Annotated in this window: 17 protein-coding genes; 7 read left to right on the top strand and 10 right to left on the bottom strand. The window is 37.0% G+C overall.

Annotated elements, in window-relative coordinates:
* Positions 1-116: 116 nt before the first annotated feature.
* Genes murC through pepA form a run of 4 tightly spaced genes read right to left on the bottom strand, consistent with a single transcriptional unit; the run spans position 117 to position 3,818 of the window.
* Positions 117-1,451 (bottom strand): UDP-N-acetylmuramate--L-alanine ligase, encoded by a 1,335-nt coding sequence (gene murC, locus CYJ72_RS10295; protein ID WP_066125078.1) that lies wholly within the window; start codon positions 1,449-1,451, stop codon positions 117-119.
* A 1-nt stretch (position 1,452) separates the two neighbouring features.
* Positions 1,453-2,064, bottom strand: coding sequence for a hypothetical protein (locus CYJ72_RS10290; protein ID WP_284629764.1), 612 nt, complete (start codon positions 2,062-2,064; stop codon positions 1,453-1,455).
* A gap of 32 nt (positions 2,065-2,096) precedes the next feature.
* Positions 2,097-2,726, bottom strand: a complete 630-nt coding sequence (gene ytpR / locus CYJ72_RS10285) for a YtpR family tRNA-binding protein (protein WP_284629763.1) — start codon at positions 2,724-2,726, stop codon at positions 2,097-2,099.
* Between the two features lie 12 nt (positions 2,727-2,738).
* Positions 2,739-3,818 carry a glutamyl aminopeptidase gene (gene pepA, locus CYJ72_RS10280; RefSeq protein ID WP_078756614.1) on the bottom strand — a complete coding sequence of 360 codons (1,080 nt, stop codon included), beginning with the start codon at positions 3,816-3,818 and terminating at the stop codon, positions 2,739-2,741.
* 223 nt (positions 3,819-4,041) lie between these two features.
* Here pepA and CYJ72_RS10275 point away from each other — a divergent pair, with 223 nt between their 5' ends.
* The 3 genes from CYJ72_RS10275 to trmB all read left to right on the top strand — a co-directional run bounded on the left by CYJ72_RS10275 (position 4,042) and on the right by trmB (position 5,907).
* Positions 4,042-4,374, top strand: coding sequence for a PepSY domain-containing protein (locus CYJ72_RS10275; RefSeq protein WP_071408837.1), 333 nt, complete (start codon positions 4,042-4,044; stop codon positions 4,372-4,374).
* Between the two features lie 68 nt (positions 4,375-4,442).
* Positions 4,443-5,258, top strand: a complete 816-nt coding sequence (locus CYJ72_RS10270) for a phosphotransferase family protein (protein WP_066125087.1) — start codon at positions 4,443-4,445, stop codon at positions 5,256-5,258.
* Positions 5,248-5,907 (top strand): tRNA (guanosine(46)-N7)-methyltransferase TrmB, encoded by a 660-nt coding sequence (gene trmB, locus CYJ72_RS10265; protein WP_101813065.1) that lies wholly within the window; start codon positions 5,248-5,250, stop codon positions 5,905-5,907. Before CYJ72_RS10270 ends, trmB begins: the two co-directional genes overlap by 11 nt.
* Positions 5,908-6,038: 131 nt before the next feature.
* Here the strand turns inward: trmB and CYJ72_RS10260 are convergent, their stop codons facing one another.
* Positions 6,039-6,362, bottom strand: a complete 324-nt coding sequence (locus CYJ72_RS10260; RefSeq protein WP_143739997.1) for a hypothetical protein — start codon at positions 6,360-6,362, stop codon at positions 6,039-6,041.
* A 302-nt stretch (positions 6,363-6,664) separates the two neighbouring features.
* Here CYJ72_RS10260 and CYJ72_RS10255 point away from each other — a divergent pair, with 302 nt between their 5' ends.
* A complete protein-coding gene (locus CYJ72_RS10255) occupies positions 6,665-7,075 on the top strand; it encodes a hypothetical protein (RefSeq protein WP_284629762.1) in 411 nt (136 codons plus the stop codon).
* Here CYJ72_RS10255 and istB read toward each other — a convergent pair.
* Both istB and istA read right to left on the bottom strand, forming a co-directional pair.
* Positions 7,072-7,830 (bottom strand): IS21-like element helper ATPase IstB, encoded by a 759-nt coding sequence (gene istB / locus CYJ72_RS10250; protein ID WP_071408384.1) that lies wholly within the window; start codon positions 7,828-7,830, stop codon positions 7,072-7,074. The two genes, CYJ72_RS10255 and istB, sit on opposite strands and share 4 nt — an antisense overlap.
* A complete protein-coding gene (gene istA, locus CYJ72_RS10245) occupies positions 7,827-9,293 on the bottom strand; it encodes an IS21 family transposase (RefSeq protein WP_284629761.1) in 1,467 nt (488 codons plus the stop codon). The genes istB and istA overlap by 4 nt, the downstream gene beginning before the upstream one ends.
* Before the next feature lie 69 nt (positions 9,294-9,362).
* Between istA and CYJ72_RS10240 the strand changes: the two genes are divergently transcribed.
* Positions 9,363-10,328, top strand: a complete 966-nt coding sequence (locus CYJ72_RS10240; protein WP_284629760.1) for an RNA-guided endonuclease TnpB family protein — start codon at positions 9,363-9,365, stop codon at positions 10,326-10,328.
* 271 nt (positions 10,329-10,599) lie between these two features.
* Here the strand turns inward: CYJ72_RS10240 and CYJ72_RS10235 are convergent, their stop codons facing one another.
* The gene (locus CYJ72_RS10235; RefSeq protein WP_284629759.1) at positions 10,600-11,202 is read right to left on the bottom strand and encodes an energy-coupled thiamine transporter ThiT; all 603 of its coding nucleotides are present in this window, start codon (positions 11,200-11,202) and stop codon (positions 10,600-10,602) included.
* A 14-nt stretch (positions 11,203-11,216) separates the two neighbouring features.
* Positions 11,217-12,896, bottom strand: a complete 1,680-nt coding sequence (locus CYJ72_RS10230; protein ID WP_284629758.1) for a ribonuclease J — start codon at positions 12,894-12,896, stop codon at positions 11,217-11,219.
* A gap of 598 nt (positions 12,897-13,494) precedes the next feature.
* Between CYJ72_RS10230 and CYJ72_RS10225 the strand changes: the two genes are divergently transcribed.
* Positions 13,495-14,136, top strand: coding sequence for a cytochrome c biogenesis CcdA family protein (locus tag CYJ72_RS10225; RefSeq protein WP_066124478.1), 642 nt, complete (start codon positions 13,495-13,497; stop codon positions 14,134-14,136).
* Between the two features lie 15 nt (positions 14,137-14,151).
* Positions 14,152-14,949: a TlpA family protein disulfide reductase gene (locus CYJ72_RS10220; protein WP_066124479.1), complete on the top strand. Its 798-nt coding sequence runs from the start codon at positions 14,152-14,154 to the stop codon at positions 14,947-14,949.
* A gap of 704 nt (positions 14,950-15,653) precedes the next feature.
* On the opposite strand, the gene pepF is transcribed toward CYJ72_RS10220, so the two are convergent.
* The gene (gene pepF, locus CYJ72_RS10215) at positions 15,654-17,432 is read right to left on the bottom strand and encodes an oligoendopeptidase F (RefSeq protein WP_284630902.1); all 1,779 of its coding nucleotides are present in this window, start codon (positions 17,430-17,432) and stop codon (positions 15,654-15,656) included.
* Position 17,433 lies beyond the last annotated feature (1 nt).

The raw sequence follows: 17,433 nt of genomic DNA, 5'->3' as shown, positions 1-17,433 counted from the left end.
TCACTTTTTATATTGATTTAAAAAGGTGTGCAAGTACAGAGTCATTCCTGTTCACCCACACCAAAAAGTATAGAGCAAAAAAGCCAGCCTCGTTGAACAGGCTGACTCCATTTTAATTATAAGTTATTACCGAAATTTTGACTGTAAGCTGCTTCAAACTGACGAGCTAATAAATCAATATCACCCGCACCCATAAATAATAAGACTTCATCTTTATAGTCCATTAATGGCGATAGGTGTTGAGCAGAAATGATTTCCACATTACCATCAATTTTATTAGCCAAATCTTGAATGCTGACTGTTCCATCCATTTCACGTGCAGAATGGAAAATATCCACTAAGTGCACTTCGTCTGCCATATTTAAAGCCCGCGCAAAATCATCTAATAAAGCTACCGTACGGGTAAAAGTATGCGGTTGGAAAACAGCCACTACTTTATGATTAGGATATTTTTGTTTTGCTGCATCGATGGTTGCGATAATTTCAGATGGATGGTGAGCATAATCATCAATGATGGTTAAATCATGTAATTGCTTCACAGAGAAGCGACGTTTTACCCCACCGAAAGTGGCGATATTTTGAGCAATATCTTCCGCTTTAAATCCTTCTAATGTTAAGACTGCAATCACTGCCAATGCGTTTAAAATATTATGTTGGCCATAAGTCGGAATTGAAAAATGTCCTAAAAATTCGCCTTGACGATAAACATCAAAATTTGCACCTTCGGTTGTTTTTTCAATATTTTGTGCATAAAAATCATTAGTGTCAGATAAGCCATAATAATATACCGGTACATTCGCTTTTAAACCTGGTAAGTATTGGTCTTCACCCCAAGCCACGATACCTTTTTTAGCTTGATTCGCAAATGTTTGGAACGCTTCAAAGACATCTTCTATTGAATGATAATAGTCTGGATGATCAAAATCAATATTGGTAATGATGGCGTAATCCGGTTGATAAGCTAAGAAATGGCGACGATATTCACACGCTTCTAAAGCAAAGTACTCAGCTGATAAACTACCAAAGCCAGTACCATCACCGATTAAATAATTAATGGGTGCTAAATGTTTTAATGTATGAGACAACATGCCTGTAGTAGACGTTTTACCATGCGATCCGGTAACCGCAATACTCGTAAAATGATTGATTAAACTACCTAAAAAGTCATGATAACGATAGATTGGTAAATTTAATTCGCGTGCTTTTACTAATTCAGGGTGATCATCTCCGAAAGCATTCCCCGCAATGATGGTTAAACCTTCATGAATATTATCGGGGTTAAATTCCATCATTTTAATGTGTTTTTTCTCTAATTCTTGTTGCGTGAAAAAGTATTTAGAAATGTCGCTACCTTGTACCTTATAGCCACTATCATGGATAATTAAAGCCAGTGCACTCATCCCTGAACCTTTTATTCCTACAAAATGATAAATTGTATCATGTGTTAACATGTTAGTTCTCCTTACTATATTCAAATAACAAATAACTTGATTTTTCTTTAGTTAAACGCACCGCTACTTCGCGAATCTTGGAAGCTTCAATTGACTTGGCTTCACTTTGTGCTGCTGTTTCGATTGGCATTGTTGCGTCAGCCCTACTCTTACTTAGCGCTATGGGTTGTTCTGTTAAAGCCGGTTGATACCGTTTTGATTTAAAACGCTCGCTAGGTTGATAGGTGGTTTCTTCTGCTGCCGCTTCAGGTTCACTGTCTGCGACTTGTTGATTTAAAAATACTTTGTCTGACGAATCCGAATGTTGTTGCTTTAAAAATGGAACCGAATAACGTTCCTTCCCATTGACGGATTGGTGTGATTGAGCATTTTCTATTCTAGCATTTAATTGTTGACGGTCAACCGGCGGTGCTAAATCTTCGCGTTGATCCATACTTCGAACTTTCTTAGGTAACTCATAATACAGAGGTTCATCTTGTTTATCAGCAGTTTGGCTCCGAGTGGTGTCAAAGATACGTTTACTACCATCACGATCAGTTAAACGATTAAAACGACGATTTTTATTCGATCGATGTTGACGCTTATTAAATGCTGGTCCATCATATTCACTCACGTCGCTCACCTCTTTTAATAGATTCTATAATACTATGCGTAATATTCTACCACTTCAGATAATGGAGTGCCAATTTTTAAATCTTTGGCTAATTCCCAAATACCTGGATAATCCTCAATATGAGTTAACTCTAATTCACGGGTTGAACAAACCATCCCATTACTTACAACGCCACGCAATTCACCCGGCCAGATAATCAAACCACTTGGCATCACTGCACCCGGTAACGCAACTAAGACATTCAATCCTTTAGATATATTACGCGCACCACACACAATTTGCAAGACTTTATCATCAGAAACACGAATTTGCGTCACACTTAAATGATCACTATCTTCATGTGGACGACATTCTTCTACATGACCAACCACAAATTTGGGTGAATTATCGACTTCGATTGTTAAATCAAATCCTGCTGCCGCAATCATTTCATTAACTTGTTTCACTTGTTCAGTAGATAAAGCCAGAGCACCATTACCTTCAAGACCTAATTTTTCTGCAACATTGAATAGATTGACAGAAACTGCTTCGTCAGTATCTTCATCATAAATAACGGTGACATTATCTTTAGTCGCTGTTTTTACTTTATCATCCGCGACATTGCCACTTGTCAATAATAAAACATCGCCAATACCTTCATTATTATAAAATGCTAACCACATATTTTTTCGCTCCTATGCTTGTTCTTTAATTGAATTTAATGTTGTGCTATCAAAAGTTGTTACAATTTGATGTAACATTTCTTTTGCTGCTTCATAATCTGAAATTCTAAATAAGGTTTGATGTCCATGAATATAACGTCCTGGAACACCAATCACACCACTTGGGACACCATCATTCATCACATGAGCGGCACCTGCATCCGTTCCCCCTTTAGAGAAGAAGTATTGATACGGAATACCATGTGTTTCTGCTGTATCTAAAATATAATCTCTTAAACCTTTATGCGTAATATGACCTGGGTCTTGCATTCTTAATAAGAAGCCTTCGCCTAAACGACCGTCTACATCTTTTTTACCTTCCATATCACCCGCTGGGGAACAATCTACTGCTAAGAATAAATCTGGTTTAAATTGATGAACCGCACCTTTAATTCCACGCAAACCGACCTCTTCTTGAACGCTTGCGCCAGCAATCAAAGTGGAATTCAATTTTTGGTCTTTAACGGCTTGCAATGTTTCTAACATAACCGCACAACCATAGCGATTGTCCCACGCTTTCGCAATAACGCCTAATCCATTCGCCGTTTTAACAGTTTCCACTTGTGGCACAATCGAATCCCCTGGTCGAACGCCATACTCTAATGCTTCTTCACGAGAGGTAAATCCAGCATCAAATAATATATCTTCTGCTTTGACAGTTTTACTTTCTCCATTATTACCACGTAATAAATGCGGTGCGACTGAAGAAGAAATACAGACATAATCACCTTTCTTCGTTTGAAGAGTAAAACGTTGGGCTGAAATACTATATGGATTCCAACCACCAATCGGAATCACAGCGAATAATCCATTTTCAGTAATACGGCTAACCATAAAGCCTACTTCATCCATATGTGCCGCAATCATTAAACGAGGGGCATTTTCAGTTTGACTTTGTTTAATACCAAAAATATTACCTAATGGAGATTGATGAATTTCATCAACTAATGGCGTCATATGCTCTCTTAAATACGCGCGCACGCGACCCTCATTACCAGAAATCCCTTGTAATTCCGTTAATTCTTTAATCAACTTAAATGATGTTTCGTTCATTGAAATTCGCTCCATTCTAAATTTCTATCTAATATATTGTGGCACAAAATACCCTCAAAATCAAACCTTAATCACGATGTTAACACGGTTTTCTACACGGTAAAATCGGATGTTTTTCACAATCAAATAATAGTACAATCAATATATCCATTGTGTTATAATGGAAATACTACGCAAGAAAGCAGTCTTTTTGTGTTAATTTTTTCTTTAAGGAGGAATTAAAATGAGCCAAAATAAAAACAATACTTTAGCTGGATTATTATTACTCGCAACTGGTCTGGTTGTAGGGGCAGCAGGTGCGCTTTTCTATCGTGAGAACCAACCTAAAAAAGCGAATCTTGTCTTAGAAGAAGTAAAAGCATTATTCCAAAATCAAGGGACGATTACTGGTTCTTGGATTGATTATGAACCCGTAGAATATGAAGTTTTTGAAAGCAAACCTCTCGTCTATCTTGGCGGTATTTCACGTCAAGAAGGTGATGAAATTTTCACTTACAATTTTATCGCTGACGCTTTCACAGGAGAAATTTTGGATATTTATGACTATCAAGCTTAATTTTGCTTGACCACGCCAAAGACTTTGGTAAAATGGTTACTGTATGATTTTTTGAAAGGAGGTAAAAAATGGCGTTTGATGGACGTAACGAGTGGCGAATGTTACCACTAAAAGGCTCATCTGGAGAAGCTTTTATGGGGATTAAAGATGATGAGAAAGTATTTTTCAAACGCAATTCCTCACCTTTCATTCCTTCTCTTTCAGCGGAAGGTTTAGCTCCTAAATTAATGTGGACTCAAAGAACTTACTCAGGGGACTTATTAACTGCTCAAGAGTGGAAAAATGCAAAACAGTTAACAAGAGAAAATATGCATAATTTGGACGTTATTGATTTGATTAAACAAATTCATCAGTCCGAGCATTTATTAATTTTACTAAGACGGGTACAAAGTAATGCTTTCAAACCTTTAGACTTTATTGATCTATATTTTGAAAGCTTGCCCCCTTCCTTAACGCAACACCGATTTTTTAATGAAGTCATCCGCTTTTTAGAAGACTCAGTAGACGATGATTTCTATCAATGTCGTTATACTGTTTGTCATGGCGATTTAAATCATAATAACTTCATGCTCGATGAAGATCAAAAGTTATTTTTAGTCGACTGGGAAGGCGTTAAAATTGCCGACCCAATTAGCGACCTTACTTGGTTCTTACTTCAATATTTTCAACCAAGTGAATGGATGGATTGGTTTGATCGCTATCAGTTTGAATTTGATAACTCTTTTTACAAACGCGTTAAATGGTATAGCCTAATGAACTGTCTCTTATTAATTAAGCAATATACATTAGAAAATCGACCACAACAAGTGAACCAATTTATTTTATTATTACGAAATATTTATCAATCAGAAGATCAAGCAAAAGGAGGCTTTTATGCGCCTTAGAAATAAACCATGGGCCCAAGACAAATTAGATGCCCATCCAGAATATGTCCCACAAGAAGCAGAACAATTTCGCGGAAAATGGCAAACTCGCTTTGAAAAAGTACAACCCCTGCATATTGAAGTGGGTTCTGGAAAAGGACGTTTTATCGTTGAGATGGCCAAAGCTCACCCCGAAATTAATTATATTAGTATCGAAATTCAAACCAGCGTCATTGTGAGTGTGCTTGAATTACAATTAGAAGCACAATTACCTAATTTACAAATCTTACATGCCGATGGCCGTAACTTAAATCAGTACTTTGAACCTGGTGAAGTCAGTCGAATTTATTTAAACTTTTCTGATCCTTGGCCAAAGAAACGACATGAGAAACGCCGTCTAACCTCTGCCGATTTCATTAAACAATATGAAGAAATTTTAGTAGCGGATGGTGAAATTCATTTTAAAACCGATAACCAAGGATTATTTGAATATACGCTCTACTCTTTCTCACAATATGGTATTAAATTAAAACAAGTCTGGTTAGACTTACATCATTCAGACTTTGAAGGTAATATCATGACCGAATATGAAGAAAAATTTTCAAGCAAAGGCAATCGCATCTATCGTTTAGAAGCTTACTTTGACAATGAAGAAACCAAATCAAAATAAACCAACGCACGACGGCAACCTCAACAGGTTTTAGTCGTGCGTTTTGCTTTCGTTATCTCGTTGTAGTTAAGTCTTTCTCAATTTGTTGGATGTTTATCTAACTAGTCAAGCCTTCATAAGTCGATCGCTTGTTAGATAGCATCGCTATTTTCTACCCGACCTAATCCAGGTTGTTTGCATAAAGTTATCTTTTCTTGGAATTGACCTTCAGTTTCAAAAATAATAATGCGATTGTCCTTCTTTAAGAGAGTTGCTGGGATATATAATCGTACCTGAGGTCCCACTTCCCAAAAAAAGCCACTGTTAAAGCCATTCACTTCCACAAAGCCTTTTCCCCATCCGGTCATATCGATAAAGGTATCGCTGACTTGCTCCAACTCAAATTCAAATAAATAAAAGGCTGGTTGTTCAGGTTGCCACTCCTTATTAAAATCAATTTGTGTTAAATTATTCATTGGCAATGGGTATTGTTTCCATATTTTAGAAACAAAGAGCTTTTAATGAACACAGAACGAACGCGCACTTAAAACTTTCGATTAAACGCAAAATACAGAAATTCACAAAACACACTAAGCACCAAAAACTCCTCAATCAATACAAAATTTCATTTACAAGCTGTCAGCTAAGGAAACCTCGGTATTAATACCTAGGAGGAATTAGCGAAATAGACAGCTATTTTTATTGATTTTACTAGGTTATCGTTTATGTTTTTACTAAATAGATAGTATAATGTATTTAAGAGAAATGAGGTGACAAGATGCTGTTAACGAAAACGATTAAAGTGCAATTATACCCAAGTGCTAGTGATATTGAAAAATTCGAAGAAACCCAACAACAGTTTTTAAACGCTTGTAATTTTGTTTCGACATATATCTTTGACCATGACTTTGAATTAGGTCAAACGACTTTGCACAACGCCTTGTATCATCAGATACGTCAGGATTTTGGACTGCAATCGCAAATGGCCCAGTCCGTGATGCGTACGGTAATCGCAAGATATAAGACCGTAAAAACACAGTTTAAACAAAAACCTAAGCGTTATAAAGATATCCATACAGGTAAATATCATACGCTATATAAAGACCTTTACCATTTGTATATGTCAAATGAAAAAGGGACCACTTTGCTGACGAAAAAGGGACCACCTTGCAGTGGTAATAGGAGCTAATCTTCTCCTTTCTCTAGTCCCTTTTTCCATAGGCTTGTTTGCTTCATTCTGTAACTTTCTCCTCGCATATCTACCACATGGGCTTTGTAAGCGAGACGGTCGACAAGCGCTCCTGTTAAAGTAGGATCTTTAAAGCATTCTTGCCAACGATCAAATGTTAAATTAGTGGTAATAATCACCGATCCCTTTCCTATCTGATTCGATAATAAATTAAAGATAAGTTCAGCCCCCGATTCATCGAAGGATAAATAGCCAAGTTCGTCGATAATCAATAAATCTACCTTCTTTAAGCGCTGCTTAAAACGATAAAATTGACTCTGAGTGACGGCCTCTTTCATCTGGATGACTAGATTAGGGGCGTTGACAAATAAGACATTATAACCCTTTAAACAAGCTTCCATCCCTAATCCAATACTGTAATGGGTCTTACCCGTTCCTGGATTTCCTATAAAAATGGCATTCTCCTTTTCTTCAATAAATTGTAACGTCTTTAAGTTCCGTAGTTCCTTTCTAACAGGCTCCTGAAAGACTGTGTCATCAAAGTCCACCAAATACTTCTTCTGATTAAATTTAGCCGCTTTGATTCGCCTTTGATGACTACGGTCCCGTCGATGCATCACTTCTTCATTCAGCCATTCTTCGATGGCCTCTTCAATGTTCAATCCTCTGGCTTGATACTCTTTTATTAATTGCTGGTGATTCTCTTTAAGAAAGGCCAATTTTAGCTCATTAGCTGCTTCAACAATCTTCATCATATAACTTCCTCCAAACCGAAAAGGTCATTGAATTGATGAAGAGTCTGCTGAGTCTGCTGGATGATGGCATCTTGACTCGACTCCATTGAGGGCTCTTCTAGTGAAGAAAGAAGGCTGGCTTCAATGGTTTGAATGCGAACCTCAGGATTTAAAACTTGATATTTTTCAAGTAGTTCTAGGAAATCTCTTGGTTTATCGCTATAATATTTCTCATAGAGGATTTTCAAATCAGGGTTATACTTCAATGCATGTGAATGCTTTAATGCCCCCGGCTTCTTTTTCAAAGTTTTGATATAGTGGAAGATATCGAGACAGAAGCCTTGAGAACCCTCTATTTTTTGATGCCTAGCGACCTCTTGATCATTAGAATAGATAACTAAGCGGTCATGATAGGCTTTCACTTGGACAGTTTTTCCAACTAGGTAATCGGGTACTGAATACTGATTGCGTTCATAATGAATAGCGGAATAACGATTTACCTTTAGTTCATGGAAATCTGCTAATTCAAAAGGTGGGCGATAAGATAAGAGCTGTTCCTTTTCGGCTTCTATTTGGCTACTTTCATTTAGTTTTATCAGTTGGGATTGGAGATGGTCACAAGCTGTTTCTAAACTATCGAACTGATAGACTTTGGTGAAACAAGCTTGACGCACCTTTTTAACCCTGCCTTCTACTGTTCCTTTCTCATTACCGCTGAAACAATTGGTGACGTTGATATCAAACCCATAATAAGTAGCTAATTGAATCAGACGAGCATTCAACTCCTTTTCACTTTTGCCAATAAATCTTGAAACAACGTTACGCATATTATCATAGACAACTTCTAAATAAACACCTCCTACCTGTTCAAAGAAGCGAACATGTGCGTCTTGAAAAACATCTTGTTTCTGATGGGTATATAAATAAGCCCAATAATAATCGGAAGCTGGGCTGGCAAAGACCGCTAGGTAAAGTGTTGTCACCTTTCCATTGATATCCAGCTTAACTTCTCCAAAGTCAAATTCAACTCGGGATCCTAATTCATACTCTTGGCGTATAAAAGCCTCCTTAGCCTTTTTATTCAATTGTCCCCAATAGTGAGCGACCGTTCGATACTTAATATCATAGCCTTCCTCATTGAGTATTTCAGCGACAGCTACGGCAGTTAGAGCTTGTTTATGTGAACCTAATCTTTTTGTTTTCTCTTTTTCTTCTTCAAGCAACTCCTTCATTCTTGCCTCTACTTCTGGAGTAAAGGCTGTTTTCTTTCGGTTAGAGCTATCATACTTTCTCTTTAACACTAATTCCTCTGTGGCACGTTCAAGGGCTTGGTCGTCTTCAGCTTTGCCCAGTTTAACTAGCGTCTCGTCATAAGCATCACAAATTTTTCTGACTGTTTTTCTATCTACCTCCAGTTTACGACTAATTCCTCTTTTAGTTTCTCCTCGACGATAACAACTGATAATTTCAAATTCAAGAGTCATACTTAACACTCCAAGCAACCTCCACTATAAAAATTCTATCTAAATATTATAGCGGATAATAGACTGCAGGTGGTCCCTTTTTCGGCTGCAATTCTTTCGATATTTGGCCCCTTTTTAGAATACAATAAACACCATTTAACGAAACCCCTAGGGTTTAAGCGACCAGTCGCTGTGTTCGTACGTAATCGTAACTACGCTTATCATCAAGACGACACCTCTTCACTGACGACTAATCAAGGGCGAATTAAAGTGTCTTGTGATAAGCAACATATCGCTTATCTTCAACAATTTAGCCAGAATGATTACAAGTTCGGTCAAGCTGAATTACTCTGTCGTAAGGGTAAGTGGTTCTTACACGTGTCCGCAAGTAAAGAGATAGACAACCCAGCTGAAGCTAATATTCAACGGATTGTAGGCATTGACCGTGGTTTAAGACAGATACTAACGATTGCGGATGATACAGCTCATACTACCTTCTATTCGGGTAAAAGCTTGATAAAGAAAAGACGGCATTTTAAGAAATTGCGCCAGTCCTTACAAGCGAAGAACACCAAATCAAGTCGTAGACGCCTTAAAACAATTGAAAGACGAGAGAACCGCTGGATGAATGATGTGAACCATCAATTATCAAAGACACTCGTTGACCGATACGGGGCCAATACCATGTTTGTGGTGGAAGATCTTACGAACGTTACTTTTAACACGACTCATCACCGTAAGCAAGATGCACGGTATGAACACCATTCTTGGCGATTCTTCGATTTTGAAGAAAAGTTAATGTACAAAGCTTTAGAAAGTGGTTCGCAAGTTTTAAAAGTATCCGCACAATTTACGTCCCAACGTTGTCCAAAATGCGAATCAATTGATAAAGCTAATAGACAACAAGATAAGCACTTATTTACTTGTCAGAATTGTGGGTATCAATCAAATGATGACCGTGTGGCAGCTATCAATATTAAAGAATTGGGTCACCGATATCTGTCGAGTGAGAAAAAACTACGGTTTGAAAAAGTTGTGCCAATACAAAATTATTAAACATAAAACAATATTCAGTAAGTGTCTACAGACCGCTTATTGATGGGGTGCCAGTCAACCATCCCTTAATGTCTTTAAACGGTTGGAGATATGACATCGTTTGTACAACCACTATGTTTAGGACAAACTCTCTGTTTTAACAGGGAGTAGTTGATTAAACATCCAAAGTCTCCTAAAAACTACAAAAACCCTAACAAACGCAAGGTAATAATCCTACTTCAACGTTTGTTAGGGTTAAAATGCATACTTAATCATGCATCTCATTATTTAATTAGTCATTTAAAAGACTTGAGGTTTCTTTACGAGATAAGTATTTACTACGCTTAGGAATAATCAAGCCTTGATTGATGCGCGCCATTAAAATTAAGACTACCGCAGCAATCACTGTTGTAGCTAACCAACCACCCCATAATGGTAATTGATTTAAAGCCAACCCATCCACTGCTGGCAATACCATTGGGATGATAACATAACGTAATGCAAAATAAACCAGTGAAACCAATAAGCTAGCCGTTACGATATTTAAATAAGTCGAAGATAAACGACGATTATTCAATGTTTTTTGCGTATATTTCGCAAATAAACCTGCAATTCCGGCTGATAATAATGGGGTAACTTCCGTTAAAATCTTAGTTATCCAATCCCATTCAGGACGACTTAATATTAAATTAATGGCACCTGCAATCGCTGCAAAGACAATTGCTGTTGCAGAACCATGGCGCAGACCTAGCCAGATTAATGGTACTAAGCCAATGGCTAATGTCACTCCTAAGATTTCTGTTGATTGCCATTCAAAGCCAATCGCACGCCACAAAACTACCAATGCTGTTGCGATTAATCCATCCATTAATAAACGAGTGGTTCTTTTATTCATTCCAACACCTTCCCTTATTCTTCAGGTTGATAACTTGAAGCTTCCATAATAATTGGTAGGACTACCGGACGGCGCTTCGTTTCTTGATATAAATATTTACCAATTTGCTCGCGTAAATCTTGTTTTAATTCATTCCATTCAAAGTCTTCGCTCGCTAAATGTTTATCTAAAATATCTAAAGTCATTGTTGAACACATTTGTAAAATTTCAATGTTTTCTTTGACATAGATAAACCCTCGAGAAGTAATTTGTGGTCCAACTAACACACGACCTAAGCGACGTGAGATAGTTGCGACAATCACAAAAATACCTTCTTCACTTAAAATGCGACGATCACGCAATACTACGCTACCAATATCGCCAACGCCGATGCCATCAACTAAGACATCACCCGCTTCTACTTGTTGCGTAATTTGGAAACGCCCTTTGTATAGTTCAATGACATCACCAACTGCTGGTATAATCAACTGATCGTCTTCATAGCCCAATTGTTTGGCTACATTCGCATGGGCATGTTGCATGCGATACTCACCATTAACAGGGATAATATATTTAGGCTTTAAGAAACTCATCATTAATTTTAAATCATTGCGGCTTGCATGACCACTAATGACAACCTTATCGGTAATTTCTTCAACGGTTGCGCCACAACGATAGACACTGTCTTTAATACGAGCCATTGCTGTTTCAAAGGCTAATGAAGGTGTTGAAGCGATATACACTAAATCACCTTGTTTAATTTTAACTTGACGGTGATGGCCTAAAGCCATTAATTCGATAGCTTTTAATGGTTCCCCTGCATCACCAGTTTCTAAAATTAACACTTCATCGTCCGGTGTTTTATCTAGTCGCTTAATTTGACCTAAAACACGCTTGCTTGGAATTGAAATCTTCCCTAATTCAATCGCTAAATCGACAATGTCATATAATTCTTGACCAGAAAAGAAAATCGTACGATTTGAACGATAAGCGGCTTCTAATAATTGTTGAATCCGTGAAATATTACTACCTACACTCGCTACAATAACACGTCCTGGTGCATTCGTGAAAGTTTCCGTTAATTCTTCAACTACTTTATAATCGCTAATGCTATCAAAACTTGATTCCGCATTGGCAGAGTCACTTAATAAAGCTAACACGCCCTCTTCACCAATATCTGTCAAACGACCAAACTCCGTGCGATACATTGGACTCGCTGCTGGATCGAAACGGAAATCGCCAGTATAAACAATTTGTCCCTCATCGGTATGAATGACAATTCCCACAGAATCAGGAATCGTATGGGTCGTTCTAAAGAAACTAACCTTTGCGTCTTCAAACTCAATTTCAGTTTTCTCATCAATTTGGAAAAAGCTATTTAAACGATCAGCCAAGCCACGTGCTTTCGCTGAGATAGATGCAATCCCAATCGTAAATTCCGTACCAAAAACAGGAACATCTATTTCATCTAATAAATATGGCAATGCTCCTACGGCATCGGCATGTCCATGGGTTAAGAAAATGCCTACCACCCGATCTTTATTATCAATTAAATATGAAAAGTCGGGAATAACAAAATCAATCCCCAATAATTCTTCTTCAGGATAAACTAACCCGCAATCTAAGACGAAAATCGAATGATTCACCTCAACTGCGTATAAGTTTTTCCCCTCTTCTCGAACCCCACCTAAGGGTATAATTTTTATTTTACTCATTTTACACCTCGAAATATATTTTAACTGTCTAACTCATAGAATGGGCAATTAGTAGAAATTTAAATGATTTTCGCTTCGTCTGCCAACCTCACACAGTCGGGAGTGAGAAAGAAGTAGAAAATCGATTGAATTTCGCTTCGTCTTTATGCCCACCTTCTTAGGACATCATTTAAGACCACTCAACCACTGCACTTTTAATTATCGAGCAATCACTGGATTGAATTTATACTCAATCTCTTTGAGACGCAGTTTAAGACAACTCAACCCTGTACTGTACGATAAAAAGATGGAACCAAACGAAATTTTTAAAGTTTATGCCCAATCCTAGTTATTTAAAATTATAACACATTTATCCTACTGATAGTAATAAGTTATGTAATAAAACAGTAAATATATGCAAAAGCATTTGTGAAAACGATATTATCTTCATATTTTTACTGAGCAGTTTCCTTTAAGGTACAATCAGTCTTTGTTACAATAGACGAGACAATAGGAATAATGACATATTAATCGATTAATCGTCATTATCAGACGTTTTTCCACAATCTGATTTGTTATTTTATCGAAATCTAAGAATTAACGAAAAGAGGCCATTAGTATGACCTATTTATTACTATTTCTAGAAGGTATCTTAACCTTCATTTCCCCTTGTTTGTTACCCATGATTCCTTTATATTTAGCTTATTTTACTGCTCAAGATGAATCCAAATCAACATTTATAGAAGCATTAAAATTTGTCTTAGGCTTTTCTGTCGTTTTTATCGCGATGAGTGTTTTCGTTAGTACAATTGGCAAATTTATTATTATTAACCGCCAAACAATTCAAGTGGTGACCGGACTGCTATTAGTCTTACTAGGTATTGACCAGTTGCTAGGTCATCGTTTTTCACAAAAAATATTTAAGGGGATGCAAACCAATCGACTACCACTCAATCCCTTTATTTTTGGAATGATATTTGCAGTAAGTTGGACGCCTTGCGTTGGTGTCTATTTAGCGTCGGCTATGGCCTTAGCTCTCAATGCTGACCACCAAATAGAAGCGGTACTGCGTATGATGACTTATGCCTTAGGTTTAGGAATTCCTTTTATTTTAAGTGCACTATTTATTAATGAAAGTAAAGACGTCTTACAACAAATCAAAAAACATACTCATCTCATTCAAATTATCTCAGCGATACTATTAATTGGTTTTGGCTTATTAATCGCAACGGGCTATATTTATCAAATTTTACCGGTCTAATAGGAGGAACAATCTATGAAACGTCTTACCATCTTAGGACTTAGTTTAGTCTTCATTTTTATCTTAGCTTTTACTTTGCAACAACAATTATCAACTTCACCTAAAACAGAGTCACCACTCACTTCTAGCCAACAAATAGCATCTGAAACTGAGCAATCTGTGAGCGAGCAAGCAACAGCTGACAATAATGAACAGTCTACTATTGACTCAACGGATAATGAAACTAATAATAATTCTACCGTAGCTGACTCAAATGAAAATAATGAAGCCACTACCGAATTAGCCACTTATAATTCTAACCCTGATCAAACAACTCAAGAGTTGCCGATGATTGAGACCACTCTGGAAACAACGACCATTGCCGAAATGGCTCAAGAAAAAAATCTAATTAATACTGATTTACCAGAAACAGTTATTATTGATCAAAATAACCAAAAATATTCCTTGTATCGCTTACTCGATCGCCCGACTATTATCAATGTTTGGGCTAGTTGGTGCCCTCCTTGTCGTGAGGAAATGCCCTACTTCCAGAAACAGTACGACTTACATCATGAAGACATTCAATTTGTCATGTTGAATGCGACGCTATCACGACCAAGTGAAACCGAAGAAGCAGCTAAAGAATATTTAAAAGAATTCAACTACACTATGCCTATTTATTATGACTTAGGATTTAATAATCAAGTCAAACTCGAAACTGCCATCTTACCGTACACGATTGTCGTCCATGCAGATGGTAGCTTTGATCGCTATCCTGGCCAAATGAGTGAAGAACAATTAATCGAAATTATTGATGGTTTACTTGCAGAATAAACGAAAGGCAAGGACGCCGTAATTATTGAATCATTTTCAATCCGTCACTTCTCACTATACACTTGGGTTTCAGCCAGAGTAGAAAATCGCATGATTCTTGCTTCGTCTGACCTCCCGTACACTTTGGGTATAGACAATTGGACAATGCACGCTTCGTCTGACCTCCCCGTACAGTTTAGGAATAGACAATCGGACAATGCACGCTTCGTCTGACCTCCCCGTACAGTTTGGGTATAGACAATTGGACAATGCACGCTTCGTCTGACAATCCTCGTACAGTTTGTAAGTAGACAATCAGACAAGGTTCGTTTCGTCTGACCTCCCCGTACAGTTTGGGAATAGCCAATCGGACAATGCACGCTTCGTTTGCCATCCTTGCAAATTGAAATAGGTCTCAAACAAGTCATTAAGATGTCGCTTGAGACCGCACAAACACTGAGATATAAAATATTCAAATAAAACCAAACAGAATTTTACTACCACTGTAAAATTACTAAAATAGTACTGGTGATTTTTTCTACCCTCACTAAAAAATAAAAATACTCGCAAAAAAGACAGGCTAAAATTCGCATTACAATAACGAATCTTAGCCTGTATCTTTATTTTTTTCGTACTAAATGTTTAGTGGACCCCACAATAAATAGCCTATCTCTTGTGGATTCACATAGAAAGTTGTAGAGCCTTTAAAAATTCTAGCACCTATATTATTTATTTTCTTTTAACAATGCTTCAAATTCATTTAAGCGTTGTTCGAAGACATCTAAAGCAGCATCGATATAGTCACTTTGTGTCATATCTAAACCAGCTGTTTTAATAATGTCAATTGGGTATTGGCTACGACCAGCTTTTAAGTAACCTAAATATTTATCCAATGCGCCCTCTTGCCCTTCTAAAATCGCTTTTGAAAAGGCCGTTGCAGCAGAAAATCCTGTTGCATATTGGAACACATAATAATTATAGTAGAAATGAGGGATACGGCTCCATTCTAAAGCAATCTCAGAATCAGAGTTCACAGCCTCACCATAGTATTTACGATTTAATTCACGGTAATTATCTGATAAAAATTGTTGAGTTAAAGGTTGACCGGCGGCATCAGATTGATACATAAAATGCTCAAATTCAGCAAATTGAGTTTGACGATATACAGTCCCTTTCATACCATCTAAGAAATGATTGATAATATATAATCTTACTTGTGGATCTTCATATTTATCTAATAAATAAGCGGTTAATAAGTTTTCATTAGTAGTCGAAGCAATTTCCGCTAAGAAAATAGAATAGCTACCATAAGTATAGGGTTGATTTTTATGTGTTAAATAACTATGGGCACTATGTCCTAACTCATGTACTAAGGTATATAACCAGTTTACGTTATCTTGCCAGTTCATTAGGATATAAGGTTTCGAATCATAAGTCCCTGAAGAATAAGCGCCTGAACGTTTGCCTTTATTTTCATATAAGTCAATCCAACGATCTTCAAAGGCTTCACGCATAATCGCTAAATATTCTTCTCCTAATGGTGCTAACGCTTCTAAAGTAATTGATTTTGCTTCTTCATAAGTCATCTTAATCGGTGCATCACCTAATAAAGGTGTGTACATATCGTACATTTCTAAATCTTCTAGACCTAATAACTCTTTACGTAAACCAACATAACGATGTAATAAGTCTAAACGTTTATTAACAGTGTCCACTAAAGTATCATAGACCGATTCTGGAATATTATTAGTAAATAAAGCTGCTTGACGTGCTGATTCAAATTTATGCACTTTAGCATCATAATTATTCACTTTAATACTCGTTGATAAAATAGAAGCCATCGTATTTTTAAATTGATCGTAAACTGAGTAGAATTTTTCAAAAGTCTCTTTACGCACACGACGGTCAGAACTTTCTAAAAATTTACTATATAAAGAATGCGTTAATTGAACTTCTTTGCCTTCTTCATCCTTAATGGTTGGAAATACTAAATCCGCATTGTTTAATAAACCAAAAGTATTGCTTGCCCCTTGGAATACTTCACTTGCTTGAGCTAATAATAACTCTTGTTCTTGTGGTAAAACATGCGCGCGACCACGACCCATATTATCTAAATGTTGTTGATAATGTTTTAAACGATCATTTTCGTCGATAAATTGAGTTAAGGTAGCTTCAGGAATGGTATTCAATTCTGGTTCGAAATAAGCGACTGTTTCCCCAAATTGACCATATAATTGAGTTGCTTTGGCATACATTTCTTGATAGGTGCTGTTAGTAGCATCTTGGTCATTTTTTAAGTGTGCATAAACATACACATTAGACATTTTACGCGCTGCTTCGCCAATTAAATCTAAGGCATCTGCTAATACTTCTGGCCCTTCTGCTAATTTTCCACTAAATTCAGCTAATTTGGGAAACATGGCTTTGACTGCTTCAGCATCCGCTTCTTGCGCCGCGTCATCAGCATACATGCTTGTTAAATCCCAGGTATATAATTCATTCATC

The sequence above is a fragment of the Globicatella sanguinis genome (assembly GCF_002847845.2).
GTDB lineage: Bacteria > Bacillota > Bacilli > Lactobacillales > Aerococcaceae > Globicatella > Globicatella sanguinis.
Note: the sequence above shows the minus strand (reverse complement) of the source record. Positions and strands in the feature narration are given on the sequence as shown.

Coding starts and splice junctions, on each gene's coding strand:
- istB (WP_071408384.1), bottom strand. CDS start 7,830: ATGATGAAGATTGTTGAAGCAGCTAATGAGCTAAAATTGGCCTTTCTT.
- ytpR (WP_284629763.1), bottom strand. CDS start 2,726: ATGTGGTTAGCATTTTATAATAATGAAGGTATTGGCGATGTTTTATTA.
- CYJ72_RS10220 (WP_066124479.1), top strand. CDS start 14,152: ATGAAACGTCTTACCATCTTAGGACTTAGTTTAGTCTTCATTTTTATC.
- CYJ72_RS10225 (WP_066124478.1), top strand. CDS start 13,495: ATGACCTATTTATTACTATTTCTAGAAGGTATCTTAACCTTCATTTCC.
- CYJ72_RS10230 (WP_284629758.1), bottom strand. CDS start 12,896: ATGAGTAAAATAAAAATTATACCCTTAGGTGGGGTTCGAGAAGAGGGG.
- pepF (WP_284630902.1), bottom strand. CDS start 17,432: ATGAATGAATTATATACCTGGGATTTAACAAGCATGTATGCTGATGAC.
- CYJ72_RS10235 (WP_284629759.1), bottom strand. CDS start 11,202: ATGAATAAAAGAACCACTCGTTTATTAATGGATGGATTAATCGCAACA.
- CYJ72_RS10255 (WP_284629762.1), top strand. CDS start 6,665: ATGCTGTTAACGAAAACGATTAAAGTGCAATTATACCCAAGTGCTAGT.
- pepA (WP_078756614.1), bottom strand. CDS start 3,818: ATGAACGAAACATCATTTAAGTTGATTAAAGAATTAACGGAATTACAA.
- trmB (WP_101813065.1), top strand. CDS start 5,248: ATGCGCCTTAGAAATAAACCATGGGCCCAAGACAAATTAGATGCCCAT.
- murC (WP_066125078.1), bottom strand. CDS start 1,451: ATGTTAACACATGATACAATTTATCATTTTGTAGGAATAAAAGGTTCA.
- CYJ72_RS10275 (WP_071408837.1), top strand. CDS start 4,042: ATGAGCCAAAATAAAAACAATACTTTAGCTGGATTATTATTACTCGCA.
- CYJ72_RS10270 (WP_066125087.1), top strand. CDS start 4,443: ATGGCGTTTGATGGACGTAACGAGTGGCGAATGTTACCACTAAAAGGC.
- CYJ72_RS10260 (WP_143739997.1), bottom strand. CDS start 6,362: ATGAATAATTTAACACAAATTGATTTTAATAAGGAGTGGCAACCTGAA.
- istA (WP_284629761.1), bottom strand. CDS start 9,293: ATGACTCTTGAATTTGAAATTATCAGTTGTTATCGTCGAGGAGAAACT.